Origin of the sequence: Sphingobium sp. (assembly GCF_033795625.1) — a bacterium.
GTDB lineage: Bacteria > Pseudomonadota > Alphaproteobacteria > Sphingomonadales > Sphingomonadaceae > Sphingobium.
Map to the genome: position 1 here is coordinate 1 of NZ_JARYGI010000027.1, position 23,822 is coordinate 23,822.

General features: G+C 62.4%; 19 protein-coding genes and 1 pseudogene. 9 read left to right on the forward strand and 11 right to left on the reverse strand.

Going from position 1 to position 23,822, the window contains the following annotated elements; genetic code table 11:
* Nucleotides 1-64: 64 nt before the first annotated feature.
* The 3 genes and pseudogenes from QHC67_RS13230 to recF form a co-directional block, all read right to left on the reverse strand.
* Nucleotides 65-298 (reverse strand): annotated as a pseudogene (locus QHC67_RS13230) (CHAP domain-containing protein); the annotation flags it as partial.
* Between the two features lie 175 nt (nucleotides 299-473).
* Nucleotides 474-986 (reverse strand): CHAP domain-containing protein, encoded by a 513-nt coding sequence (locus tag QHC67_RS13235; RefSeq protein ID WP_319295042.1) that lies wholly within the window; start codon nucleotides 984-986, stop codon nucleotides 474-476.
* Between the two features lie 139 nt (nucleotides 987-1,125).
* Nucleotides 1,126-2,190: a DNA replication/repair protein RecF gene (recF, locus tag QHC67_RS13240; RefSeq protein ID WP_319295044.1), complete on the reverse strand. Its 1,065-nt coding sequence runs from the start codon at nucleotides 2,188-2,190 to the stop codon at nucleotides 1,126-1,128.
* Between the two features lie 144 nt (nucleotides 2,191-2,334).
* On the opposite strand from recF, the gene QHC67_RS13245 reads away from it, so the two are divergent.
* Complete coding sequence (locus QHC67_RS13245; protein WP_319295046.1) at nucleotides 2,335-2,871, forward strand: peroxiredoxin; 537 nt, start codon at nucleotides 2,335-2,337, stop codon at nucleotides 2,869-2,871.
* A gap of 44 nt (nucleotides 2,872-2,915) precedes the next feature.
* Here the strand turns inward: QHC67_RS13245 and QHC67_RS13250 are convergent, their stop codons facing one another.
* Nucleotides 2,916-3,836: a dienelactone hydrolase family protein gene (locus QHC67_RS13250; protein WP_319295048.1), complete on the reverse strand. Its 921-nt coding sequence runs from the start codon at nucleotides 3,834-3,836 to the stop codon at nucleotides 2,916-2,918.
* A 60-nt stretch (nucleotides 3,837-3,896) separates the two neighbouring features.
* Nucleotides 3,897-4,313, reverse strand: a complete 417-nt coding sequence (locus QHC67_RS13255) for a gamma-glutamylcyclotransferase family protein (RefSeq protein ID WP_319295050.1) — start codon at nucleotides 4,311-4,313, stop codon at nucleotides 3,897-3,899.
* Nucleotides 4,314-4,471: 158 nt separating this feature from the next.
* Between QHC67_RS13255 and QHC67_RS13260 the strand changes: the two genes are divergently transcribed.
* Complete coding sequence (locus QHC67_RS13260) at nucleotides 4,472-5,221, forward strand: energy transducer TonB (protein ID WP_319295052.1); 750 nt, start codon at nucleotides 4,472-4,474, stop codon at nucleotides 5,219-5,221.
* Between the two features lie 12 nt (nucleotides 5,222-5,233).
* Nucleotides 5,234-5,917, forward strand: a complete 684-nt coding sequence (locus tag QHC67_RS13265) for a Fe2+-dependent dioxygenase (protein WP_319295054.1) — start codon at nucleotides 5,234-5,236, stop codon at nucleotides 5,915-5,917.
* Between the two features lie 32 nt (nucleotides 5,918-5,949).
* Here the strand turns inward: QHC67_RS13265 and QHC67_RS13270 are convergent, their stop codons facing one another.
* Together QHC67_RS13270 and QHC67_RS13275 are read right to left on the reverse strand one after the other, a co-directional pair.
* On the reverse strand, nucleotides 5,950-7,245 hold the full coding sequence (locus QHC67_RS13270) for a L,D-transpeptidase family protein (protein ID WP_319295057.1): 1,296 nt from the start codon (nucleotides 7,243-7,245) through the stop codon (nucleotides 5,950-5,952).
* Between the two features lie 56 nt (nucleotides 7,246-7,301).
* Entirely contained in the window at nucleotides 7,302-7,556 is a 255-nt protein-coding gene (locus tag QHC67_RS13275; protein ID WP_319295059.1) for a hypothetical protein, read from the reverse strand.
* Between the two features lie 496 nt (nucleotides 7,557-8,052).
* On the opposite strand from QHC67_RS13275, the gene QHC67_RS13280 reads away from it, so the two are divergent.
* On the forward strand, nucleotides 8,053-10,110 hold the full coding sequence (locus tag QHC67_RS13280) for a S8 family peptidase (protein WP_319295061.1): 2,058 nt from the start codon (nucleotides 8,053-8,055) through the stop codon (nucleotides 10,108-10,110).
* 38 nt (nucleotides 10,111-10,148) lie between these two features.
* Here QHC67_RS13280 and QHC67_RS13285 read toward each other — a convergent pair whose 3' ends face one another.
* The 3 genes from QHC67_RS13285 to thrS form a co-directional block, all read right to left on the reverse strand.
* Nucleotides 10,149-15,638 carry an autotransporter outer membrane beta-barrel domain-containing protein gene (locus tag QHC67_RS13285; RefSeq protein WP_319295063.1) on the reverse strand — a complete coding sequence of 1,830 codons (5,490 nt, stop codon included), beginning with the start codon at nucleotides 15,636-15,638 and terminating at the stop codon, nucleotides 10,149-10,151.
* 366 nt (nucleotides 15,639-16,004) lie between these two features.
* Complete coding sequence (gene infC, locus QHC67_RS13290) at nucleotides 16,005-16,538, reverse strand: translation initiation factor IF-3 (protein WP_319295065.1); 534 nt, start codon at nucleotides 16,536-16,538, stop codon at nucleotides 16,005-16,007.
* A gap of 124 nt (nucleotides 16,539-16,662) precedes the next feature.
* Nucleotides 16,663-18,657, reverse strand: a complete 1,995-nt coding sequence (gene thrS / locus QHC67_RS13295; protein WP_319295067.1) for a threonine--tRNA ligase — start codon at nucleotides 18,655-18,657, stop codon at nucleotides 16,663-16,665.
* A 119-nt stretch (nucleotides 18,658-18,776) separates the two neighbouring features.
* Here thrS and QHC67_RS13300 point away from each other — a divergent pair, with 119 nt between their 5' ends.
* From QHC67_RS13300 to QHC67_RS13320, 5 genes are all read left to right on the forward strand, one after another.
* The gene (locus tag QHC67_RS13300; protein ID WP_319295069.1) at nucleotides 18,777-19,526 is read left to right on the forward strand and encodes an alpha/beta hydrolase; all 750 of its coding nucleotides are present in this window, start codon (nucleotides 18,777-18,779) and stop codon (nucleotides 19,524-19,526) included.
* Entirely contained in the window at nucleotides 19,523-20,359 is an 837-nt protein-coding gene (locus QHC67_RS13305) for a tetratricopeptide repeat protein (protein WP_319295071.1), read from the forward strand. The genes QHC67_RS13300 and QHC67_RS13305 overlap by 4 nt, the downstream gene beginning before the upstream one ends.
* An 88-nt stretch (nucleotides 20,360-20,447) precedes the next feature.
* Nucleotides 20,448-20,864, forward strand: coding sequence for a VOC family protein (locus tag QHC67_RS13310; protein ID WP_319295073.1), 417 nt, complete (start codon nucleotides 20,448-20,450; stop codon nucleotides 20,862-20,864).
* 5 nt (nucleotides 20,865-20,869) lie between these two features.
* Nucleotides 20,870-21,595, forward strand: a complete 726-nt coding sequence (gene gloB / locus QHC67_RS13315) for a hydroxyacylglutathione hydrolase (protein WP_319295075.1) — start codon at nucleotides 20,870-20,872, stop codon at nucleotides 21,593-21,595.
* Between the two features lie 20 nt (nucleotides 21,596-21,615).
* Nucleotides 21,616-22,017, forward strand: a complete 402-nt coding sequence (locus tag QHC67_RS13320) for a hypothetical protein (RefSeq protein WP_319295077.1) — start codon at nucleotides 21,616-21,618, stop codon at nucleotides 22,015-22,017.
* A gap of 8 nt (nucleotides 22,018-22,025) precedes the next feature.
* Here the strand turns inward: QHC67_RS13320 and QHC67_RS13325 are convergent, their stop codons facing one another.
* Nucleotides 22,026-23,813 carry an AMP-dependent synthetase/ligase gene (locus QHC67_RS13325; protein WP_319295079.1) on the reverse strand — a complete coding sequence of 596 codons (1,788 nt, stop codon included), beginning with the start codon at nucleotides 23,811-23,813 and terminating at the stop codon, nucleotides 22,026-22,028.
* Nucleotides 23,814-23,822 lie beyond the last annotated feature (9 nt).

Sequence of the window (23,822 nt, forward strand, 5' to 3'; positions counted from 1 at the left end):
GACGCATCCTCACCTCCCGTCAGCCGCAATGAATCAAATCACGCAGCCATTGGCTAGGGGTTTTTGGAGGTCCCCAGTTGGCATGGCGGATCAGCACTTCGCGACTCGACAGCACGGCGCTAACCACGGCGACATGACCAAGCTGCATGGGGCCATAAGGCTGAAAGGCGAGCACCGCGCCTTTTCTGGGGCGATGACCGCGACCATAGTGACCCGCCGCCTGATCCCACCAGGTCCACGCGTCGCCATATAAGGTGACGCCAGAGACGACGCGCGCATAAGGCACGCATTGCAGCATATCGGCCGCCCGCAATGGAATGGCAGGGTACAAGGCAAGCGTGATTGCCAGCAGCCCCGCTGCGGTCTTGCCACGAATGTTCTGCATCATAGTGGCCCCCAACGACAGCCGGCTTCGGTTGGGGCAGAACTATGTCAGGAAATGCCTAGCAAGCCGTTAAGCATGCCGGGGTGCATCAGTGCAGAGTGATTCCGGTATCCGCAGAGGCAATCTGAACGGGCTTTGCTGCGACTGGCGACGTAGCGTAGATGAAGCCGCGGGCCGAATTGGATCGCAGGCCCAGGCCACCGATGGGGCCATACCATACTTTGACGTCGCTCCAGTCGTTGTTGGCCGATACGTCGATCGCGCGGACGTTGCGCTCGATCCCGCCGCGATAGGACCAGTTGGCGTGCGTCAGCAGGACTTCACGGGTAGACACGATCTGGCTGACCATGGCGACATGACCGGCGGGCATGGAGCGGCTGGAAGCGAAGGCCAGCACCGCGCCGACGCGAGGTTCGTGGCCGCGATCATAGTGTCCGCTGGCCTGGTCCCACCAGTCGGCAGCGCGTCCGAAAAGCTGAATGCCTGAGATCTGGCGGGCGTAAGGCGCACACTGCAATGTGCCTGCCATGGCCGGAGCGCTCGTTGTAACCAGACCGAGCGCCACGAACAGCGCGAAAGCCGCGCGGAAGAAACCTTGCATTATGATGTGCGACCCCTCGCTTCGTTGAGGGGCGTAGAGGCGAAACGAGAGAGCTGTACCAGCGCGCTGCGGTGAGACGTTCCCCTGTCAGGGTGCGCGGTTCAACTGCCGTTCAACTCGTCGGAACCTTTCGAACACCTCACTCGGACGTGATATGTCCAGCTTTCACATGGAGCCGCGTTGCACCGGTTACGCCGTCGAAGAGCGCCGCTTCCGTGCCTGTCATCCACACTTGCCCGCCCGTGGAGGCAAGGCGATCGAAAAGGGCCATGCGCCGCGAAGGATCGAGATGCGCCGCCACTTCGTCCAGCAACAGCACTGGCGGCCTGCCCACGCGGCCCGCGACCAATGCCGCATGCGCTAGGATGATGGACAGCAGCAAGGCCTTCTGCTCTCCAGTCGAGCACAGAGCGGCAGGCTGTTCCTTGGCGGCGTGCGTCACTTTCAGGTCCGTGCGATGGGGGCCGACGAGCGTTCGCCCGGCGGCAGCGTCCCGTCGGCGACTATCGCGCAGTTGCCGGGCGAGTGGCTGGTCGTCCAGAGCCCATCCTTCCAGCGCCAGGGTAGGCCGAGCAAAAGGACCTTCATCCTGTCCATTCAATATATCGCTCAAGGCTGATATTGTGTCCGCCCGCCCGTCGGTCACGGCCATGCCATGTGTCTCCATCTGGCTCTCCAGCGCGGAAAGCCATGCCTGATCGGGCGAAGTCGCTTCCGACAGCAAGGTGTTCCGGCTCCGCATCGCCGCGTCGTACCGCGTGCTGTGCGTGGCATGCCCAGGATGCAGCGCCAGCGTCAGCCTGTCCAGGAACCGCCTGCGTCCCCCCGGCGTATCTGCAAACAGGCGGTCCATTGCGGGGGTCAGCCACAGCACCGATAGCCGCTCCGCCAAAGCCGAGGCCGCACTGGGAGCGCCGCCGACGCGCACGGTGCGGCGGTCCGGGGCGTCCGGGAGGACGCCGGTGCCGATCGTCACGTCATCCACTTGCGCGGCAATCCCGAAGCCGCCGCTGCCGTCCTGCCGCGCCATGTCGCGCAGCGCTGCGCCACGCAGCCCCCGGCCGGGGGCGAGCAGCGACACAGCCTCCAGTATGTTCGTCTTGCCTGCGCCATTTTCTCCGGTCAGGACGATGAAGGGGTGCGCCGGTACGATCAGCGCGTCCTCATGGTTGCGGAAGTCGCTGACGGTGAGGCGGCTGATCATCGTGCGGCTCTAGCGTCCTTTGGCTGGCATGATAAGATTGCATCGCCATGCCCGGTATAGGTATTTGCCTGCATCCGCGGTATTGGGAGGAGCACTTTGAAGGCGTGGCATCTTTCACGTCCTCCGCCATCCAGGAGTTCGTTCATGAAGACGTTTTTTGCTCTCGTCGCCGCTGCCACTCTGTCGCTTGCGCCTCACGCCGCCTCGGCGGCTCTGGCTGTCGGCGCCAAGGTTCCGGATTTCACGACGCGCGGTGCGCTTGCGGGCACGGTGCGGCAGATCCACCTGGCCGACGAGCTGAAGAAGGGACCTGTGGTGCTCTACTTCTTCCCGGCGGCGTTCACGCCCGGTTGCACCGCGGAAGCGCGGGAGTTTGCCGATGCGGCGGATGACTTCAAGAAGGCGGGCGCGACGGTGATCGGCATGTCGGCCGATCCGGTGGAGAAGCTCGCCAAGTTTTCCGTCGAGGAGTGCCGCAACAAGTTCACGGTGGCCTCGGCGGGCCCCAACGTCATATCAGGGTTTGACGTGGCCCTGCCCCAGCGTGTGGGCTTGTCCAACCGCACATCTTACGTGATCGCGCCGACCGGACGCGTCGCCTATGTGCATAGCGATCTCAGCTATGCCGCGCATGTGAAGAATACGCTCGCGGCGGTGCAGGCCATGAAGGCACGCAAGTAAAGGCAAGCCCCGCCCCGCTTATCATCGAGCGGGGCGGGGTGCTTTCATCCTTTCACGTATTTTCCGAACCAGTCGAGCGTGGCAGCCCAGGCAGCTTTGGCGGCAGCTTCGTTATAGCTGGGGCGATAGTCTGCCATGAAGCCGTGGTCCGCTTCGGGGTATACCGTGATGTCGGACGGCGGCGCTTTGCCGGGTTCCTTGAGTTTCGCTTTAAGGACATCGAGGTCTGCTACCGGGATGCCCTTGTCCTTGCCGCCATATTGACCGAGCACGGGCGCATTAAGCTTAGCTACTTCGTCGACAGGGTTGGTCGGCTGGAGAGGAGCGGGCTTGCCGGTTACACGCCCGTAAAAGGCGACTCCGGCGTCGAGCGCCTTGCTGTGCGCGGCATAGAGCCACACCACGCGTCCGCCCCAGCAAAAGCCGGTAATGCCCTGGCGCTTTGCATCGCCGCCATTCTTTCCCGCCCAGGCAAAGGTCGAGTCCAGGTCAGCCATGACCTGGGCATCGCTCGCCCTGGATACGATCGTGTCGCGCAACACCGTGAAGTCGGTGATCTTCGTCGCGTCGCCATGGCGTGCGAAAAGATCGGGAGCGACAGCGCAGTAGCCTGCCTTTGCGAAGCGGCGACAAACATCCTTGATCCATTCATGGACGCCGAATATCTCGTGGACTACGACAATGACGGGCGCAGCTTTGTTGCCGCTTGGCTTGGCGACGAACAGGGGAACCGCAAATCCGTCCGCAGCTTTCACGCTGGCAGAAAGTTCGGTGATCCCCTCGGCCGAAGTCTTGATCGTCGTGGCAGCCACGGGTTGACAGGCGGCGGCAAAACCCGCTGCGAACGCACCCCCTGCCAGCACCCCGCGGCGATCGATGCCAGTTGATGCGACCCAGTTGCGATCTTCGGGAAGCCTGTCATCGACCTCGTTCGAGCCTATGGGTGTCGTTGGATCGTCCTGCATCGCTATCTCCTCTAGTTCCCTCATTGCGAAGGTTACTGGATCTATGGCGTCATGCAATGTTCACGGTTGCCTGAACAGAAAGTCGCCGCTCGTGATCGGCAATTTGCCCTCGACAGGCCAAGCGTAGACATAGGTCCAGGCGGGCAGGCAGCCGTCTGGGCCATTGATATCGAGCATCTCACGGCGATATTCCCAAGGTTGTGGAAAACGGGGCGAGCATTGCTCGTAATCGTCCAGCGCCGCGAGCACGCTTTCCCGTTTTTCCGGGCCAAGTCTGAATACATCTCCCTGAATCCAACTGCCGCATGGATCAGGCACAAAGCCTGGGTAGCTCTCGATTTCGTAAAGTACCCCCCGCACTCGTCCGGTACCGCACCATTGTGCGTGCTGCATAAGCCACCTGCCCATCTCCGAGTCGCTGCCTTTGCGCAGCGTGCCATAGACGAACAGGTTCAGATGGAGTGGCGAAGCGAGCATATCGTGCGGCACTATCGATGTAGAGCGAAGGATAGAAGAACGGTATCAGCAAATGAGCTAAATACACTTGTCCAAAGACTGCAATTGATTCGCATTAGGGGCTGCGCTATGCAGCCCCTGCAGAAGCAGTCAGGGAACGAGCGGCCGTTATGTTTGGCATGTCAGAACGGATTGACGCGGACGCTGGTGAAATCCTGTCCTTCCCGGAAGTGCGCGCGGCACCTAAGCTTGTTCTGCAAACGCCTGAACCGTCCATACAACGCGCCGGGCGATATGGCGAGGCCGCGAGCACCAACTGGCCTGTCATCTTTGCTGTCGTGCTTTTCCATGCCGTGCTCATAGGGGTGCTGATCCAGGCAAGAACTGAATTTGTCCGCCATAAAGAAGCAAAGCTGGTTGTGCTCAATCTTGCGCCGCCGGCACCGCCTCCGCCCGCCGAGGCCGAAACGCCGCCGCCGCCAGCGCCCGAAGTTACGGCTCCACTTGCAATGGCCATTACGAAAGCGCCGCCCGCGCCGGTCAATGTGCTGGCCCAGGCAGCCCCAGTTCAAGTGGCTAATCCAGTTCCCGTACCTGCTGTCGCTGTTCCCGTTTCGGTCAGGGCGCCGCCCGTCCCTGCTACTGTGCAGGCGGACGACCTCGCCACCAGGATGCTCTCGGCCAAGCCACCACGCTATCCGGTCGAGAGTCGCCGCAAGAAGGAACAAGGCACTGTGGTGCTCGCGCTGACACTGGGGCTGGATGGCCGGGTGTCGGCTATTTCCGTAGCAAGAAGCAGTGGCTTTCCGCGGCTGGACGATGCGGCGGAGGACGCCGTACGCTCGTGGCGCTGGGCGCCGACCCTTCGTGACGGTCAGGCTGTCATCGTCCGCGGCAGGGTAGAGATTCCCTTCATCCTCAAGAGCTGAGCGGACGCATTAGTGCTGATTGCAATCCCCGGCCTTCTGGACGCGCAATGCGTTGCAAGCATACGCGGCCTGATCGACGACGCGCAGTGGATCGACGGGAATGCCACTTCGGGACCTCAGTCGGCCCTTGCCAAGAACAACTTGCAATTGCCCGAGACTGCGCCTCAAGCGCGGGAAGCGGGCCAGTTGATCCTGGATGCGCTGGGCCGCAGTCCGCTGTTCATCGCCGCCGCGTTGCCGTTGAAGATATTCCCTCCGCTGTTCAACAGCTATTCGGGCGGGCAGGCTTTCGGAACGCACGTCGACAATGCCGTGCGTATTCAGGCAGGCAGCGGATTTCGCGTGCGCTCCGATCTTTCCATCACCGTGTTTCTCGAAGACTGCGACGCTTATGAAGGCGGCGAGCTTGTCGTTGAAACGCAGTTCGGGGTTCAGCAAGTGAAACTGCCCGCTGGTGACGCGGTCCTGTATCCCTCCTCGTCCCTGCATCGTGTCGAACCAATCACGGCTGGGCGACGAGTGGCGAGCTTCTTTTGGATTCAGTCCATGGTGCGTGATGATCAGGCGCGGCAGACGCTGTTCGACCTGGATAGCAGCATACAGGTACTGGCGGCGGAGCGCAGCCATGGCGATGCACAGGTCATTCGTCTGACCGGGATCTACCACAATCTGCTTCGCCGCTGGGCCGACGCTTAAGTTCAGCCAAGCATGACGGGTGTTAGAGGGATCTACTGATCCCAGCCATAAACGTCTTCGCGGAAAGCTACTCCACCATCCGTCGCGGCAGCGGTAAGATAGATCAGGTACACCGGCACCTGCACGGGCAGCGGAACAGCTTGTTCCGGCTGTTTCGATGTCGTGCGAAGGGGCTTCTGGAGCAGCCAGCGAGCCAGTTCGGCGGCATTCTCCAGCCGGATGCAGCCATTGCTGAAATGACGGTCGGTCTTTTTCAGCAGGTCGCGATCGGGCGTGTCGTGCAGATAGATGCCTTCGTCATTGGGGAACAGGAATTTCACTCGCCCCATCGAATTGCTCGGCCCCGGCAGTTCGCGCAACCGTATCTCCTGAGTGCCCGAAGCAACTGCCGACCAGTCGACGCTCGACGGTTCCAGCTTGCGCGGCGTTTCGCTCCAGTCCGACAGTGCCTCCATCTTCAATGAAGCAAGAGATCGCCCCGCAAGTATCTTCGGCGCTATCCTGTTGCGTGCGAGGTAGGTCGGCACGTTCCAGTACGGGTTCACGATGGCCCATTGCAGGGTGCCGGCAAGCATGGGCGTCGGTGTCTCCTTCGTGCCCACGACCACGCGCATGGTTCCAGCCTGCCTGCCGGCCTCATAATACCAGAGCCGCCCGGAGGAGGCGTCTACGACGATGTGATGTGTCCATGGGCCGGGGAGGAGGCGTGCGCGATCCAGATTGAGGCGGAGGCGCGCCAGCGCCCGCGCGGTCATTCCTTGGCGCTGGGCCTGCGCCATCAACGTGCGAAGGCGGACATATTGCGGACTCATCCACCCCATGTCCGCGATATAGCCGACGAACGATTTCGGAAATGCAGCAGCGCGCAGCACCGTTTCAGGGCGCGGCTTCTTGGGCTTCAAGGCCGGGTCGGCATAAGTCATCCGGACCTTGGAACGCCTCTGATCCCGAACATAGCGCGCAAATGCGGTGGACAAAGCCAGCTCGGCTTCTGCGACGAGTTCCGGATCTCCGCTTTGCGCCTGCTGCACTGCATGGCGCAGGCGATCAACTTTGTAGGAAGCGGGGTTCAATCCATCCAGATCGGCAGAGGCGAGAAAGCCGATCAGGGTTTCCGCTTGCTTGCCGATCGAGCCGCTGGAGGCCCACAGCCCCCGATATCCTCGGCTCGCATAAAAGCGGCGCAGGGCACCGCCGGAGCGCTGCTTTGTGGCAAGGGCGACGGCGGTTGTGCGATTGGAGCTTATCGCGGGCAACTCGGCACGTTGATAAGCGCGCGCCGGTGCTGCATTCGCCGGGTGAGTCAGGCAGCCACCGGCGAAGGACATTATCAGCAGAGACAGGAGAGGGATGCGGCGTCGCCGCATCCCCCGAGGCAGGAAAATCAGCCTCGTTCCCCCTTGCGAGTCGGTGCAGGAGGTGGCGGCGGCGGCATCAGCACGGCGTTAGGATGATAGATGCCGTCCGAAGTATAGTAGCCGTCCACCAGGCCGTCGCCGTCACGATCCGCGGCTACGCTGCCTGATACTGCTCCGGGAGGCGGCGGCGGCGGCGGAGCTTCTGCAACCACTTCCTTCTGTGCACATCCGGCAAGGGCCAAGGCACCCAGGCCCGCGAGCAGCATCGATTGAATACGCATAATATCCTCCCATAAACGCCGAAGTTATTGGCGTGTCTTCATCATCCCCCCGCAACTGAAAGAACCCGCCATTCGATGCGGGTCATCAGCGCAGCGGCAGACAGTGCTCAATCAGCGACGGTTGGCCGAAAGTTACTGCGCGGGAGATGCAGCCTTCATCTTGGCGGTGCAGCTTTTTGGAGGGGGCTTAACCATATTTTTTGAGTTTGGCGCGCATGGGTTCTCCACCGAACGAGGACCTTTGGCCATGCAACATCTTCAACGTTCCATCAGCATCCTGGCACTGTCGACAGTCGCGGCATGTGGCGGAGGCGGCGGAGTAAATTCAAGCGGTACGCAAGCTCCGGCCTCGCAACCAGCGCCAATCCCGGTTCCGGCGCCCAGCCCCAGCCCAAGCCCAAGCCCCAGTCCGGCCCCCAGTCCCAGTCCGACCCCTAGTCCCACGGCGACAGATAAGCCGTCCTATGCGGCGCCCGTGGCGCCGCCAACGGGAAGCATGATCACCCCTGCGAGCATGCAGCCCGTCCGCTCCGCCAGCGACACTGCCGAATATCGCCAGAACTATGTGGGTAATGAGATCGTCAAATCCCTATACGCGCTGGACAATGGCTGGACCGGACAAGGCGTCACGGTCGGTGTGCTGGATGATGGGGTCAACAGCGCGCTTCCCGCGTTACAGGACCAGATATCGAGCCTCTCCAAGGACTTTGGCAGCGAAACCAGAAACGGCGTCACGACCAAGCGCGAACGACTGGGGGACGATCAGGCGGATCATGGTACTGCCATTGCCGCAATCATCGCGGGCAAGCGCGATGGCACCGGGACCATGGGCATGGCTCCGGATGCGAAGATCGCCATTCTGCGGACTTCCGACTACAACTACGATACGAAGACCGAAGTGCTCAGCCATGATGCCGAAGCGCTGGACTATGCCGCGACGTCCGGGATCAAGATCGTCAACCGCTCGCTGGCTTCGCAAGGTTTCAACGTGGGCATCCGCAATGCCGCCGGTCGGTACGGTGCAAGCGGCGGGCTCCTGGTCAACTCAGCCGGGAACCAGAGTGCATCCGATCCGTCCGACGCCGTAAACGTGGATGCCGCGAATCGCGACGCTTGGCTGTTCGTGGTGGCCGTCGATACGTCTGCGTCTTCCTCCTACGCGCTTGCCAGCTATTCGAACAAGGCGGGGAGCATGGCCGATCGCACCGTTGCTGCCGCTGGCACCAACTTCACGACCAGAGTGGATGGCTCGATTTCCGCCTTCTCCGGCACCAGTTCGGCAACGGCCCAGGTTTCCGGGCTTGCGGCGCTGATCGTCAGCAAATGGCCGCAACTCTCCGGCGTGCAAGCAGGCGAAGTCATTCTCAACACTGCCAGGGACGTCGGCGAGCCTGGCGTGGACGCGGTGTTCGGCCATGGCTTGATCGATGTGGAGGCGGCGCTGTCGCCCATCAATCCGACCATTTCCAACGGCTCTGCTCAAAGTGCAGTGGCCCAGTCCATCATGGTGGTGCCGAGCGCGATCAGCACGGCATCGCTGCAGACGGCGCTCTCGCAAGTGACGGTGCTGGATCAGTATGGCCGGGACTTCAACGGCTCGATGGCAAGCATGGTGGTAAAGCCACAGGCCCGTTCCACCTGGTTGCGGCGGCGTCTTCACCAGATGACGCAGGGCGGCTCAAGCAGCTTTGCCGCCGACAAGGTGCAGGGAAGCTTCAGCTATGCGACGTATCGCACAGGCTTTGCCCAAAGCGACGTGCATAGCGTGATGCGTTCAGGCGAAGTTGCGTATCAGATAGGACGTACGAGCGTTCGGGCCGCCTTCAATGCGCAGGATTCGCTCCAAAGCGACATCATGGGTCTGGCGCCTTTTGCAGATGGCGTATTGGCTTACGCTCCGCAGGCCGGGAACAGTTTCGGCGTGAACCGCGACACGCGGTTTGGCAGGTGGGGGGTAACGCTCTCTTCCGGGTCGGTCGAGGGTTCCGCCGCCCGCGCTGCGACCGTGTCTTTCGGGGTCGGACGCACGTCGCTTCGTGCTTCCTGGATCGAGGAGCGGGGGTCCGTACTGGGTATGGAGTCTACGGGCGGACTGTCGCTCGGGCGCGGAACGCGCACCGCCATGGCGGAGGCGCATCACAGCTTCGACATCGGTAACGACTGGAGTCTAGAGGGTTACGCGTCGGTCGGCGTCACGCGCCTCAAGATCGATGGGGCTTCGATAGTCACCGGCGCAACGTCCCTGATCGGAACCCGGGCGGGCATTCAGGCGAGCAAGGTTGCCTTTGGCGGCCTGCTCAGCTTCGGCATTGCCCAGCCGCTGACGATCGAGCGCGGGCGGGCGAAGCTTACCCTTGCTTCGGCCTATGATGCGGGGTCGCAGTCACTGGTCTTCCGGTCATCGAACGCCAACCTCGCCAGCGATACACGGCCATTGCAGTTGACGGCAGGCTTTGCCCGCGGCTCGGCCTCGTCCAGCCTTCGGATCGGCATGATGCAGGATGTGTCCGACGGCTCGACTACGGCTCTGGCGGGGTACTCGTTCCGCTTTTGAAGCCGCGTCCGCGTCGGACACTCTGTTCCTGCCTGTCGTTAAAGGCTGATCTTCACGCCCACCGATCCGCTGGTGGCGTGACCGGCGAGGCCTGCGCCACCGTCCAGCGAGAAGCGATGATCGGCTTCACCATAGATCGCGAAGCCGGGCTTGAGCGTCCAGGTCACACCTGCGCCCGCTTCACCCCACAAAGATGACGTCCGGGTGCTGATGATCGTCGTCGCGGCGGGCGTCCTGAAGTAAGTGCTGTCGGTCGCCTTGAAGCCCTTCCAGAGATTGGCGCGGAGATAGGGCTGGATCGAGCCGCTGTTGGTCTCGAACCGTCCCTTTGCCCGCATGCCGATGCGGCCAGTCACATAGCCGTCGCTGTTCTGCGACACCGAGGCGTTCGGGATGCTGACCGGATCGATCGAGACACCCTGCGCTATGATCTGCGCTTGCGGCTCCAGTGTCCAGGCAGGTGACAGCTTGATGCCATAGCCTGCCTCTACCGAGGCGAGGATGCCGGTGCCTTCGATGTCGATGCGGTTGCCGTTCACGGCCGTTGCGTCGCCGCCATACCAGCTGTGCTGCACCACCGTATCGACGTACAGGCCGCTGTTGGACGTGTAGGTCCAGTAGAGACCGGCATAGGTCGCCTTGGGGTCAAGCTTGCCGACATACTGGTTCTCTATGCCGCTGGCAAAGCCGCGAACACGGCCGTTGCCATCGGTGTGGCCGACATAGACGCCCAGATCGTGATGCCCTGCCGACGAGCCGTAGCGAAACAGATCGACGCCAAGCTGGAAGCCGTACAGACGACCGTCCGTCACGGGACGGACATCGCCCTGCTGGCGGAACCGCTGATCCTCTGCGATCACGCGGCCCCAGACCCGGCCGGGAAAGGCAAAGCCTTCCGCCACTGTGTCTTCTTCATCGCCCATGCGCTTATGATAGGTCGCGAGCATGGACATGTCGCTGCTTCGCAAGCTGTTCGGGATGGCCGCAAGCAGAGGCACCTCGACACGATAGTTTGGCGGCACTTCCGTCTGATCGGAGGGGACGGGGGTGGGAGTTGGGGTTGGCGTAGGGGTCGGCGTCGGCGTGGGTGTCGGCGTAGTCGGCACCTCGGTCTGGCCTGATCCCTGCGTGCGCAGGAACCAGCTTTCGCTTGTCCCCGTCGTATTGGACGCGAACAGGCGGTATTCGAAGGCACCGGCATCGACATGCTCGCCAGCGAGGGCGAAGCCCGTCCCGGTCGTCGTCGCCGTGGTCGTGCCGCCGTTGATGGCGCTGACGACTTCGATACCGTTGCCCGTCGTCTGCGCGCCAAGGCCGCCCGCGTTGGCGATCTGAAGCGCCGTCGTTCCGCTGACCGCGCCACCATCAATGATGAAGCGGTCGGATGGGGACCCATCTCCGCCCAGCACGGTCTCCAACCTCACCGTCCCGTTCTGCCCGACATAGTTGCCGCGCACCGTCAGGGTGTCAGCGGGGCCCGTAGACCCGTTGGTGAGGTCGATCACACCGGCATTTACCAGCGTTGCCGCTCCGCCGTTGGCCCCAATGACGCTGTTGACGCCATTGCCCGCGAAGAGGGTGGAGGTAGCGTCGATCGTCGCTGTACCGCCACTCGCCAAAGTCATATCCCCGTCCGCCGTGAGGGCCGAACCGCGCGTCAGGTTGACGGCGTTCCAGCCTGTGATCCGGCGCGTACCCGTAGAGGTCGTGCCATCGAAGGTCAGGACATTGTTTTCGCCTGCCGCGCCGTTGCCCGCGATGCTGGTGATGCCGGACATGTTGGCATTGGTGAGGCCGCGGAAAGTGGCCGTATCGCTGCCAGCGCCGCCGGTAAATGCTCCCGTCAGCGTGCCGCCGGTCATCAGGAACGTGTCGTTGCCCGAGCCGAGCGCTACAGCACCGACGACATCGCCCGACGCCAATGTCACGGACTGCCCGTTATTGCCGCCCGCTATTGCCGTCGCGGTGGCTGACGAGGCTGTGATCGCGCCGTTGTTCGTGAAGGCCAGCGTGCCGCCCGTAAGATCGACGACCGGCGCAGTCGTGCTCGCCGATATCAGTGTGCCATTGTTGGTTACGGACGCTGCCGGGCCTGCGACGAGCGCGGAACCGCCCTGGGCATTGGTGACGGCAATCCGGCCTCCCAATGTTGCGGTGCCGGAAGTAGCCAGCCTTACGCCCGTAGCCCCTGCGCCGCGCGCCTCTATGGCCAGGCCGTTCCCCAGCGTCAGGTTGTTCGCGGTGGTGGCGCCGCCTGCACCGGCGAATGTGAAGCCGGTGCTGTTAGCTCCGGCGGCAGTAAGTGTCGCCGTTGATGCGGGATCAATCGCGACAGCCGTTCGAATGGCCGATCCCGATCCGTTGGCAATGATGGTCGTGCCATTGAGCGTGATGGCCGAAGAGTTAGCAAGATTTTCGATGCCATTGCCGCTTCCGCCGACCGTGATGGTGCCATTGCCCAGTGTCAGCGCGCCTGCGCCAGCATCGGCCAGGACACCGTGCGCCGTGCCGTTCGCCACGAAGCTGGCGCTGCTGTTTGCCGATCCGCCATTGATGAGGCGAAGCGCAGCAGTGCCATCATTGGCAGTGACAGGGCTCGAGCCGCTACCGACAAGCGTCGAGCCGGCGCCGTCGATCAGGATACCCGTGCCTGATGCAAGGGCGATCGCGCCCTGATTGGTGAGCGCCGCTCCACCGGCGATACGCGCGCCGATGCCGGTGCCCGTGATGCTGCCGCTGTGCAGGGCGGTAGCGCCGCTGCCCGCGAGGTCAATGCCAATGGCGTCAGGCCCGGCAAGGCTGAGGGCTCCGCTGTTGGTGAGGGTCACGGCATCGGATGCCCCGGTCGAGATCAACCGGATTCCGGTGCCATTGTTCCCAACCGCGATTGCGCCGCTGTTAGTGACTGCCGCGCCGGTGGTAGCGAGGATGCCTACACCGCCTGCTCCCGTAAAGGCGATCGCGCCCGAGTTCGTCAGCTGGCCGCTATTGCGGGCGACATAACCGGTCAGGTTGTCGAAGGACGATGTGAGATTCGCGTTGCTGGTGAGGCTGGTGCTTGGCAGGGCTGTGCCGACGTTGGTACCGTCCAGCGCATGTCCCTGCCCATCGACGATCGCAGCAGTCGTGCCCGATCCGGTCAGGGCGAATGTGCTCGCGCCGTTGATCCGCCCGGTCGCGCCGCCCTCGATCAGTACCCCGACCGCGCCAGGTCCCGAGACCGATATCCGCATGCCCGTCGTGTCGACTGTCGTGCCGGAAGAGGGGCCAGTGCCGACGATGCCGAATGCATTCGCACCCGAGACATTGAAGGCCAGGCCATCGCCGCGGGCAATAGCGCCACCTTCGACGCGCAAGCCGGTGGAGGACGCAGTATCGACATTCGTGGTCGAATTGATGTCGATGGTCGAGCCAGTTCCCAGGGCATAATAGCCGATCTGATTGGTGCCGCGAAAATCGACTCTGCCGGTAGACCCAACGTCGATCCGGCCGCCGTTACGGGCGTGGACGCCGATGGCGCCCTCGCCATTCAGGATCACCGCGCCGTTTTGCTGGGCCGAAGAACTCGCATTGCCGACGAACACGCCGTAGTTCCTCAGGCGATCAACAGACAGTCCGCCGTTGATCGTGATCGTGCCGGTATTCAGGGCACGTGCGGAGCCGTTCGCGATTGAATTCTCGACTAGCAGGCCGACGCTGTTCACGCCGCTGATGTTTATCGTGCCTGCGTTCGTGGCGTTCACTGCGCCTGATGCACTGCTGCCGAATGCCGAGATTGCGGCGTTGCGCGCGCTTGGCGTCAGAACGACAGACTGGTCGATAATGATCGTGCCGTTGTTCACCGCCGTATTGCCACTGCCGCCAACGAGCATGCCGTTGGCGTTCTGCGCGAGCGATCCTATCCGGATCGTGCCGTCGTTGACGATTGCGCCGCCGCCGAACAGCGACGCCATTCCTGACGCATAATTGACCGATTGGACGTCAGTGATATTGGCGAGATCGGCTGCCGTTTCGGCAAAGGTCGTGCCGACGCTAATGGTGCCGCCTGTGCCATTGGTCGCCGTGCCGCCATTGGACGCGACCATCCCGGCAGCGCCACGGAAGCTGCCTAATGTACTCGCGACTGCGCTTGGCCCGCCGCCGATCAGGATTGCGCCGGAATTAGTGGCAGTGGCGCCCGAGCTTGCGACGATCCCAGCGTTGGCTTTGCCGATGGTGGTCTGCCTTGACGCGCCGGGTATATCGCGATTGGCGACGTTGATGATTCCTTGGTTGGCAACGGCCGCGCCATCACTCGCACTTATTGCGGCGATATTGGTGGCATGGCCCCTGCCGTCGAATCCGGTGGGAACGATCGATCCGGAGGAGCGATCGAGCGTTTCATACCCTACGCCGATGACACCGGTGCTGGAGTTCGTCAGCGATGTGCCCGTTCCGCTCAGCAGGATGCCGGGACCGGGCTGCGCCTGGGCGATGGTGCCGTTGTTGACCACGGTCGATCCATTAGTCGCCTCGATCAGGGTCGATGAGCCCGCGGAATTTCCGTCTGCTTCGGCAACGCCAACCAGTTGCGAATCAACTTTCGTCGTCAGACCGGAATTATCGAGGCGAATGAACCGGCGTTCGCTGGTCGTGGGCGGCGCGGAATAAGGTGGAATGACACGGTTCTCGACGGTAACTCGCTCGAAGGAGACCGGAGCCGCCGCCTTGATCAGCCTGTCATAATCCTCCGGAGTGATCGCTCCAGCCGAAAGCTGTGTGATCAGGCTGGTGTTGTAGCGCTTGAGGCTGGCGAGATCCGTCACGCTGTCGTTGCCATTGAAGGCTACGCCGGAGTATGTCGTCACCGGCACGGAATATGTCTGGTTCCGCGACTGCGATATTCCGTCCTGATCCTCACCGTTCATGGTGGCGGTACGGGAATCGTAGATTACCTGGCTGCCATTGGTGACATTGTAGAGAGTGGAGCCGCTATCTGCGGTCAGAATAGCGAAATTCGCCTTGTCGTACACGCTCTTGGACTTGGAGCCGGTCGCGAGCGTCACTTCGGAATTGCTGATGTTGGCCAGCCGCAAGTCTCCATAGACCGGGCTGTTCGTATCGCGAAGATTGGTGGTGATCGTGCGGGTCGAGGCAAATTCGAACAACTGGTCATTGTCATAGACAAGGGTCGCAACGCGGGTGCCCTGGATTGCGTCGGGATAGGTCGTCGATGCAATCTTCTGCTGCGTGCCCAAAGAGACACTGGCTTTGCCATCAACTGCGTCGAAACCGGAGACCACTTCGCCCCGGGCGTTCCGGTCCGCGATGGTGGACGCATTGAACGTGAAGCGCTTTGAACTGGTAAACCGGAGATTGTAATCGCCCTCGATGGTCTCGGTCTGGCCATTGAGGCTGATGATGTCTGCCCGCCCGGTGCTGGAACCACCTCCATTATTGGCGGCCGGAGAGTATATCGGTCGAAGCTCCTCAGCTCGGGTAATTGTCGCGCCACTTAACAGAATGGCTCCCAGCGAAACGCCGTTCAAAACGGTATGCTTGAGGAATTTGCAGCGACTTGAGGTGGTGTGTTTCCCTTGCGTTAGCTTCGACAACTCTATTGCCTCCATGTGTTAGTTAACTTTTTGTTAACCGCTGAACACATGGATCAGGAAATGGATGCTTGCGATTTTGCGTCCGCAGAAATTTTTGCGTTAATAGCTGGCTAATGTGGGTTTTTGGTTGGGGGCTGAACACATGTGGTTCAAATCAGGACAGCGGCAACTCTTCGACAAGTAAACCGCGGAGGTACAACCACGAGGGTGCGCGCTTCCATAAGCGCGCACCAGATGATCCCGATCACCTGTGGCTCAGAAGAGCAGAAGGGCCGCAGTCCTCTGCTCCCGGTATCAGAGTTATTTCGGCGCGAGTACCATCAGCATCTGACGGCCTTCCATACGCGGATAGGCTTCGACCTTCGCGATCTCCACGACGTTTTCCGCCACGCGCTGCAGAAGGGCCATGCCAAGTTGCTGGTGCGACAATTCGCGACCGCGGAAGCGCAGGGTGATCTTCACCTTGTCGCCTTCGCCAATGAAGTCGTGGACCTTCTTCATCTTCGTATCATAATCATGATCGTCGATGTTCGGACGCATTTTGATCTCCTTGATCTCCTGCGTCTTCTGGGTCTTGCGAGCGATGTTCGCCTTTTTCTGAGCTTCGTACTTGAACTTGCCGACGTCGAGGAACTTGCACACCGGCGGATCGGCGTTGGGGGAGACTTCGACCAGGTCCAGGCCCACTTCGGCGGCCTGCTCGATCGCTTCCTGCGTAAACATCACGCCCAGATTTTCGCCCTCTTCATCGATCACGCGCACCTTGGGAACGGTGATGAATTCGTTATAGCGGGGGCCGGATTTCGGCATCGGCGCCAATGGGCGGCGCATCATCGGGGGACGTATAGCAGACTCTCCTGTGGTCGTGAATCGGACGGCTCATAGCGCCTTTTGCAAATGCCGAAAAGGGCCGCATGTCCTGCTATAGGCTAAGACAGCGGCCTGTGACATCGGCGCCTCAGCGTATATCGGGTGCCTGCGCCTGTTTTGCAAGCTGCGCCACCACTTCTTCCAGCCGAAGGACTGCCTGCGCCTGCTCTCCCAAAGTGCGGAGGGCGACGGTGCCCTCCTCCGCCTCGCGTTTGCCGACGACCAGCAATTTCGGGACTTTTGCGAGGCTGTGCTCGCGCACCTTGTAGTTGATCTTCTCGTTGCGCAGGTCGAGTTCGGCGCGAATTCCGGCTGCACGAAGCTGCTCCACGACATCCCGCGCATAGTCGTCGGCATCCGATACAATCGTGGCCACGACGGCCTGTACCGGCGCCAGCCACAGCGGGAAACGCCCTGCATGATGCTCGATCAGGATGCCGATGAAGCGCTCGAAGGTGCCCAGAATCGCCCGGTGAAGCATGACGGGGCGATGCCGTTCGCCATCTTCGCCGACATAGCTGGCGTCGAGTCGTTCGGGCAAGACATAGTCCAACTGGATCGTCCCGCACTGCCACGTCCGGCCGATCGCGTCGGTCAGGTGGAACTCCAGCTTGGGAGAATAGAATGCGCCTTCGCCGGGCAGTTCTTCCCAGCCATATTCCGGACCCGCGCGCCCGGCCTGCGCCACGGCGTCCCGCAGGCTCTGCTCGGCCTTGTCCCACATTTCTTCCGTGCCGAAGCGTTTCTCCGGGCGCAACGCCAGCTTGATGGCATAGCTCTCGAAGCCAAGATCCTTGTAGATCGTATCGAGCAGGTTGCAGAACAGCCGCACTTCCTCGACGATCTGGTCCTCGCGGCAGAAGATGTGCGCGTCGTCCTGCGTGAACTGGCGCACGCGCATGATGCCGTGCAACGCGCCATGCGGCTCATTGCGATGGCAGCAGCCGAATTCGGCAAGGCGCATCGGCAGATCGCGATAGCTCTTGATGCCCTGACGAAAGATCAGGACATGCGCCGGGCAGTTCATGGGTTTGAGCGCCATAAGGTCCGCATCGCCCGACAGGACGGGGCCCTCATCCTCGGTGCTCGGAATCTCGTCGGGCACCACGAACATATTCTCGCGATACTTGCCCCAATGGCCGGATTGCTCCCACTGACGCGCATCCATTAACTGCGGCGTCTTCACTTCGCGATAGCCTGCGTCGTCCAGCTTGCGGCGCATATAGGCTTCGAGCTGGCGCCAGACGATGTAGCCCTTGGGATGCCAGAAGACGGAGCCTTGCGCTTCGCTCTGGAGGTGGAAGAGGTCCATTTCCTGCGCGATCTTGCGGTGGTCGCGCTTGGCCGCTTCTTCAAGGCGCAGCAGGTGCGCGTCGAGCTGCTTCTTGTTCAGCCAGCCGGTGCCATAGATGCGGGAGAGCATCGCGTTCTTCTGGTCGCCGCGCCAGTAAGCGCCGGACACCCGCGTCAGTTTGAAAGCCTGCGGATCGACTTTGCCCGTCGAGGCGAGATGCGGGCCACGGCACATGTCGAGCCATTCGCCGCCCGACGAATAGACAGTCAGTTCCTCGCCCTCGGGCAGTTCGGCCGCCCACTCCGCCTTGAACGTCTCGCCCGCTGCCTGCCAACGCGCGATCAGGTCCTCGCGCGACCAGACTTCACGGCGCAGCGGCTTGTCGGCGGCGATGATCTTGCGCATCGCCTCCTCGATCACCGGCAGATCCTCATCGGTGAACGGGCGGTCCTTGGGCGCGAAGTCATAGTAAAAACCATCGTCCGTTGACGGCCCGAATGTGATTTGCGTGCCGGGGAACACGGACTGCACGGCCTCGGCAAGGATGTGCGCATAGTCGTGGCGCACCAGTTCCAGCGCATCGGCTTCGTCGCGGGCGGTGATCAGCGCAAGCTGTGCGTCCTGCTCCAGCGGGCGCGTGATGTCGCGGACTTCGCCATCCACTTTCGCGGCCAGCGCGGCTTTGGCAAGACCCGGCCCGATCGACGCCGCAATCTCCGCCGGGGTAGTGCCGGGCGCGACTTCGCGCACGGAACCGTCGGGCAGGCTGATCTTGAGCAACTGGGACATGAAAGGCGGCGCCTTATATTCTGCGGGATTTAGGAGCGATTGCATGTGTCCAGCGGGAACCGTCAAGTCAAGGGCAGCGGGGCTCGAAAAGGTGGGCGACTTGGTTCATAGGCTTCGCAATGACAGATTCAGCCGCTCCTGACTTCATCGCGCGTCCCGATGGCTTGCGCCTGGCCTATCGACATCGCCCCGGGGCCGGTACGACGATCGTGTTTCTGCCCGGCTACATGTCGGACATGGAGGGGGGCAAGGCCATGGCTCTGGATGCCTGGGCGGCAGACCGGGGCCGGGCGATGCTGCGGCTGGACTATTCGGGCAATGGCGCAAGCGAGGGGCGCTTTGTCGATGGGACGCTGGATGTCTGGCGGGACGACGTGCTGTTCCTGATCGGGGAGTTGGTGGAAGGCCCCGTGGTGCTGGTCGGATCGTCGATGGGCGGGTGGCTGGCCTTGCTGGTGGCTCTGGCGATTGCTGATCGTGTTGCGGGGATCGTCGGCATTGCCGCTGCGCCGGACTTCACGAACTGGGGCTTCACCGATGCGCAAAAGGCCCAGCTGCGGATCGATGGGCAGATTGTAGAGCCGACACCCTATGGCGACGAACCTTATGTCACCACCTGTGCATTCTGGGAGTCGGGTGAGGCCAATCTGCTGCTTGGCTCCGCTATCGCCATCGATTGCCCGGTTCGGCTGCTGCAGGGGCAAGAGGATCCCGATGTGCCTTGGCAGATCGCAGTCGATCTCGCCGCTGCCCTGCGTTCATCCGATGTGCAGACCCTGTTGATTAAGGACGGCGACCATCGCCTGTCGCGCGATCAGGACATAGCACTGCTCATCCGAACAGTGGCGACCTTGCCGGAGTATCCATGATCCTTGCCTTTCTTCTCGCCATGCAGGGGTTCAGCCCTGAAACCAATGCCGTCATGGACCGATCGAGGCGGGAAGCGGCAGAGGCTCGGGGTGAGGTCGCGAAGCCTGCGGCCGCCCGAGGCACGTTGCCGGTGCCGCCTGCGGTCGCCGCGAAGTTTCAGGCATGTCTTGACGCAGCGACCACCGATCCTGATGCCGGTATCAAATTCGCCAATGACTGGCGGCTGGATGGCGGCACCTTCCATGCGCGGCAGTGCCTTGGTTTCGCTTTCTCCAAGGCGGAGCGCTGGGCGCCCGCGATGGTCGCGTTCGAACAGGGCGCGGACGAGGCGGAACGTGCCGGAAGCGCAACCGACGGCGCGCGATTATGGGCGCAGGCAGGAAATGCCGCGCTCGCAAGCGGGGATGCGGCGAAGGCCCGAACCTATTTCGATGCGGCTCTGGCACGTGGTTTGCCGCCCGGCATCGAGAAGGGCGAGGCCTTTCTGGATCGCGCGCGGACGCTGGTGGCGCTTGGCGACCTTGGCGGGGCGCGTAGCGACATAGATGTTGCGCTGAACGAAGCGCCCAAGGACCCGCTCGCCTGGTTGCTGTCGGCTACGCTGGCGCGGCGGGCGGGGCAGATGGACTTGGCGCAACAGCATATCGCCCGTGCCGTACAGATGTCGCCTGACGATGCTTCGGTGGCTTTGGAAGAGGGCAACATAGCCGTCCTCACTGGCCATGAGGACGTAGCCAGGTCCGCGTGGCAGCGGGCGGTTCGCCTGTCCCCGGGCAGCGGCGCTGGCAAGTCGGCGGCGGATAATCTCGGGCGGCTGAGCGCAAAACCGTAAAATCAGGGACGCCGGGGCTACGGGTCTGTTGTTCCTGGACTGAGACCGCTTACCTAGAAGCCGACTTTGTAAGGCCGAGGACTTAAGCGTGCCCAAATATCTGCATACCATGATCCGCGTCACTGATGTCGACGCGACTGTGCGCTTCTTCAATCTGCTGGGCCTTGAGGAGCAGCGCCGGTTCGATAGCGAGCAAGGGCGATATACGCTCGTTTTCCTTGCCGCGCCCGGCGACGAGGATGCGCAGGTCGAGTTGACCTATAACTGGGACCCACAGGACTATGATGGCGGGCGCAACTTCGGCCATCTCGCTTATCGGGTCGAGAATATCTACGAGACGTGCCAGCGGTTGATGGACGCCGGGGGCACCATCAACCGGCCGCCGCGCGACGGACACATGGCGTTCGTGCGGACGCCGGACAACATTTCCATCGAATTGCTTCAGGACGGGCATCTGGAACCGGCGGAGCCTTGGGCCTCGATGCCCAACACGGGCGTCTGGTGAGCGGAATGGCACTGGAGGTTGCCCGGGTTCCCGTGTTGTCGGACAATTATATCTGGCTGATGCACGATGCCCACAGCGGGGAGACGGTCGTCGTCGATCCGGCGGTGGCCGATCCGGTGCTCGAGGCGGCTAAGGAGCGCGGTTGGACCATCACGCAGATCTGGAACACGCATTGGCATCCCGATCACACCGGCGGCAACGAAGCGATCAAGGCGGCGACCGGCTGCCTGATCACCGGGCCTGCGGCGGAAGCGGCGAAGATACCGACGCTCGACAGGACAGTCGTGGAAGGCGACGGCGTCACGATCGGTGCTCATAACGCGACGGTGCTGGAGGTGCCCGCACATACGGCGGGGCATATCGCCTATCATATGGATGCCGAACATATCCTGTTCATCGGCGACACTCTGTTTGCCATGGGTTGCGGGCGACTGTTCGAAGGAACGGCAGCGCAGATGTTCGCCAATATGCAGCGGCTGGGTTCCCTTCCCGACGACACTGCCGTTTACTGCGCGCATGAATATACGCAGTCCAACGGGCGCTTCGCCCTTGCTGCGGACCCGGAGAATGTAGCGATCCGGGAACGCATGGCGGATGTCGATGCAGCCCGCGTGCGTGGTGAGCCTACGGTGCCCACGACGATCGGGCTGGAGCGGGCCACTAATGTCTTCCTCAGGGCGCGCGACGCGGATCATCTGGCGGAATTGCGTGCTGCCAAGGATGCGTTTTAGACTCTGAAGGGAGGTCGGTGATGCGGATGTTTCTGGCTTTGGTTCTGCTGAGCTTCGCACAGGGCGCTGCCGCGGAAACTGCGTCGCCGCTGACGCCGCGTGAGGCGCAGAGACTGGAAAAGGCGCTGGCGGGCAAGGTGCCGGGCACTCCCGTGAACTGTGTACCGCGCACAATGCTCAATGATCTCCAGACTATCGGCAACGGTATTCTGCTATATCGAGTAGGAACGAAGCTGACCTACCGCAATGATCTTGGCGGACAATGCGGTGGCTTGAGATCGGACGATATTCCGGTGTTCCAGAGCTTTGGAGGCAGTTATTGCAAGGGAGATTTCGTTCGCGTGGTGGATCGGTTGAGCGGCAACCTGCGCGGTAGTTGTGTGCTCGGCCCATTCGTGCCGTATAGCGCCCCCGCCAGATGATTGATCCGCTAGGCCCTGTATAGGGCATCCAGGCGCGCCTGATAGCGGGCGCGGATGACGTGGCGGCGGATCTTCAGCGACGGGGTCATTTCTTCATTTTCGACACTGAAGGGCTCGTCCGCAAAGATGAACCGGCGGGCGCGCTCGGTCACGGACAAGTCGGCGTTCACGCGATCGACTGCGGCCCGCACGGCGGCAATGAAGTCTGGGCTTGCGGCCAGCGCGGCCAGGTCGTTCTCCACGTCGTTTGTCTTGGCCCAGTCCCGCATCCACTCGGCATCCGGCACGATCAGGCCGACGATGTAGGGCCGCTTGTCGCCTGACACCATCGCCTGCCCGATCTCCGGCTGCAACGTGAGCATGCCCTCGATCTTCTGCGGCGCGACGTTATCGCCCTTGTCGTTGACGATCAGGTCCTTCTTGCGGTCGGTGATCTTGATACGGCCCCTGGCGTCGATCTCGCCGATGTCGCCGGTGTGGAGCCAGCCATCCACAAGCACGCGCTCGCTTTCCGCAGGATTGCGCCAATATCCGTGCATCACGAGTTCGCCGCGGACCAAAATCTCGCCGTCGTCGGCGATCCGGACCTCTACGTCATCCAGTGGCGGCCCGACGGTATCCATCGCTATGCCCGCTCGGGGGCGGTTGCAGCTGATGACTGGCCCGGCTTCGGTCTGCCCATAACCCTGAAGCAGGGGAATACCGAGCGAGTGGAAGAAGATGCCCACGTCGGGATTGAGCGGCGCGCCTCCCGATACCATCGCCTTCATCCGTCCGCCAAAGCGCTGCTGCACCTTCGGCCGGATCGTCCGGTTGACGAGCAGGCGAACGGGCGCGTCCAGGAGACTGCGCTGTTCGGCCAAATCCTTGCCCCCGACCCGCAGCGCCTGATTGAGGAGGAACATCGGCACCTTGCCCTGTTTCTCTATCGCTTTCATGACGCGGGCGCGCAGCACTTCGAACAGGCGCGGCACGACGACCATGATCGTCGGGCGGACTTCCTCGATGTTGGCGGCCAGCTTTTCGAGGCTCTCGGCATAGTAGATCTGGGCGCCGGACATGATCGGAAGATACTGGCCGCCGCTGTGCTCATAAGCGTGGCTGAGGGGAAGGAAGGAGAGGAACACTTCGTCGCCCTCGCCGAAATCCTCGACCAGCAGTTTCCGCGCGCCTTCGACATTGCAGAGGATGGAGCCATGGTGCTGCATCACGCCGCGCGGCGCGCCGCCGGTGCCGCTGGTGTAGATGATGCAGGCCAGGTCTTCGCGGCTGGCGGTCTGGGCAGCCGCGCAGGCTTCGATGTCAGGCGCATGCGCCGCGATCAACGTGTCCCACAGCGCGCAGCGGACCGAATCGCCCTGCATGCCGCGAAGTGGCTCCATGCCGACAACCAACCGCGCCTGCGATCGGATGACGGCGGGCATCAGCTCTTTCGACAGCTTGGCCGTAGAGACAAGCACGGCCGCAGCCCCACTGTCGGTCAGGATATGCCCATGATCGCGCGCGGTGTTGGTCGTGTAGGTGGGCACCGTGACGCACCCCGCCGCCATGATCGCAAGATCCGCAATGCAGAATTCCGGCCGATTCTCGCTGACGAGCATGACCCGGTCGCCCGGTCGCAGCCCCTCTGCCTTCAGTGCCGCGGCGAGCGACGCCACCTGAGACGCAACTTCGCGCCAACTCAGGGAATGCCAAGCGCCTTCCTGCTTGCGCCAAAGGAAGGGCTTGTCCCCGCCCGCTTGCGCGCGGGCAAAGAACAGCGTCACGAGGTTGGGGAAGCGCTCGGCCGTCTGCATCTTTTCTCC

Excerpts from the sequence above, each read along its gene's own strand:
- QHC67_RS13270 (WP_319295057.1), bottom strand. The coding sequence starts at position 7,245 with ATGTCCTTCGCCGGTGGCTGCCTGACTCACCCGGCGAATGCAGCACCG.
- QHC67_RS13260 (WP_319295052.1), top strand. The coding sequence starts at position 4,472 with ATGTCAGAACGGATTGACGCGGACGCTGGTGAAATCCTGTCCTTCCCG.
- recF (WP_319295044.1), bottom strand. The coding sequence starts at position 2,190 with ATGATCAGCCGCCTCACCGTCAGCGACTTCCGCAACCATGAGGACGCG.
- QHC67_RS13275 (WP_319295059.1), bottom strand. The coding sequence starts at position 7,556 with ATGCGTATTCAATCGATGCTGCTCGCGGGCCTGGGTGCCTTGGCCCTT.
- thrS (WP_319295067.1), bottom strand. The coding sequence starts at position 18,657 with ATGTCCCAGTTGCTCAAGATCAGCCTGCCCGACGGTTCCGTGCGCGAA.
- QHC67_RS13255 (WP_319295050.1), bottom strand. The coding sequence starts at position 4,313 with ATGCTCGCTTCGCCACTCCATCTGAACCTGTTCGTCTATGGCACGCTG.
- infC (WP_319295065.1), bottom strand. The coding sequence starts at position 16,538 with ATGATGCGCCGCCCATTGGCGCCGATGCCGAAATCCGGCCCCCGCTAT.
- QHC67_RS13300 (WP_319295069.1), top strand. The coding sequence starts at position 18,777 with ATGACAGATTCAGCCGCTCCTGACTTCATCGCGCGTCCCGATGGCTTG.
- QHC67_RS13305 (WP_319295071.1), top strand. The coding sequence starts at position 19,523 with ATGATCCTTGCCTTTCTTCTCGCCATGCAGGGGTTCAGCCCTGAAACC.
- QHC67_RS13325 (WP_319295079.1), bottom strand. The coding sequence starts at position 23,813 with ATGCAGACGGCCGAGCGCTTCCCCAACCTCGTGACGCTGTTCTTTGCC.
- QHC67_RS13235 (WP_319295042.1), bottom strand. The coding sequence starts at position 986 with ATGCAAGGTTTCTTCCGCGCGGCTTTCGCGCTGTTCGTGGCGCTCGGT.
- QHC67_RS13280 (WP_319295061.1), top strand. The coding sequence starts at position 8,053 with ATGATCACCCCTGCGAGCATGCAGCCCGTCCGCTCCGCCAGCGACACT.
- QHC67_RS13250 (WP_319295048.1), bottom strand. The coding sequence starts at position 3,836 with ATGCAGGACGATCCAACGACACCCATAGGCTCGAACGAGGTCGATGAC.
- QHC67_RS13320 (WP_319295077.1), top strand. The coding sequence starts at position 21,616 with ATGCGGATGTTTCTGGCTTTGGTTCTGCTGAGCTTCGCACAGGGCGCT.
- gloB (WP_319295075.1), top strand. The coding sequence starts at position 20,870 with ATGGCACTGGAGGTTGCCCGGGTTCCCGTGTTGTCGGACAATTATATC.
- QHC67_RS13245 (WP_319295046.1), top strand. The coding sequence starts at position 2,335 with ATGAAGACGTTTTTTGCTCTCGTCGCCGCTGCCACTCTGTCGCTTGCG.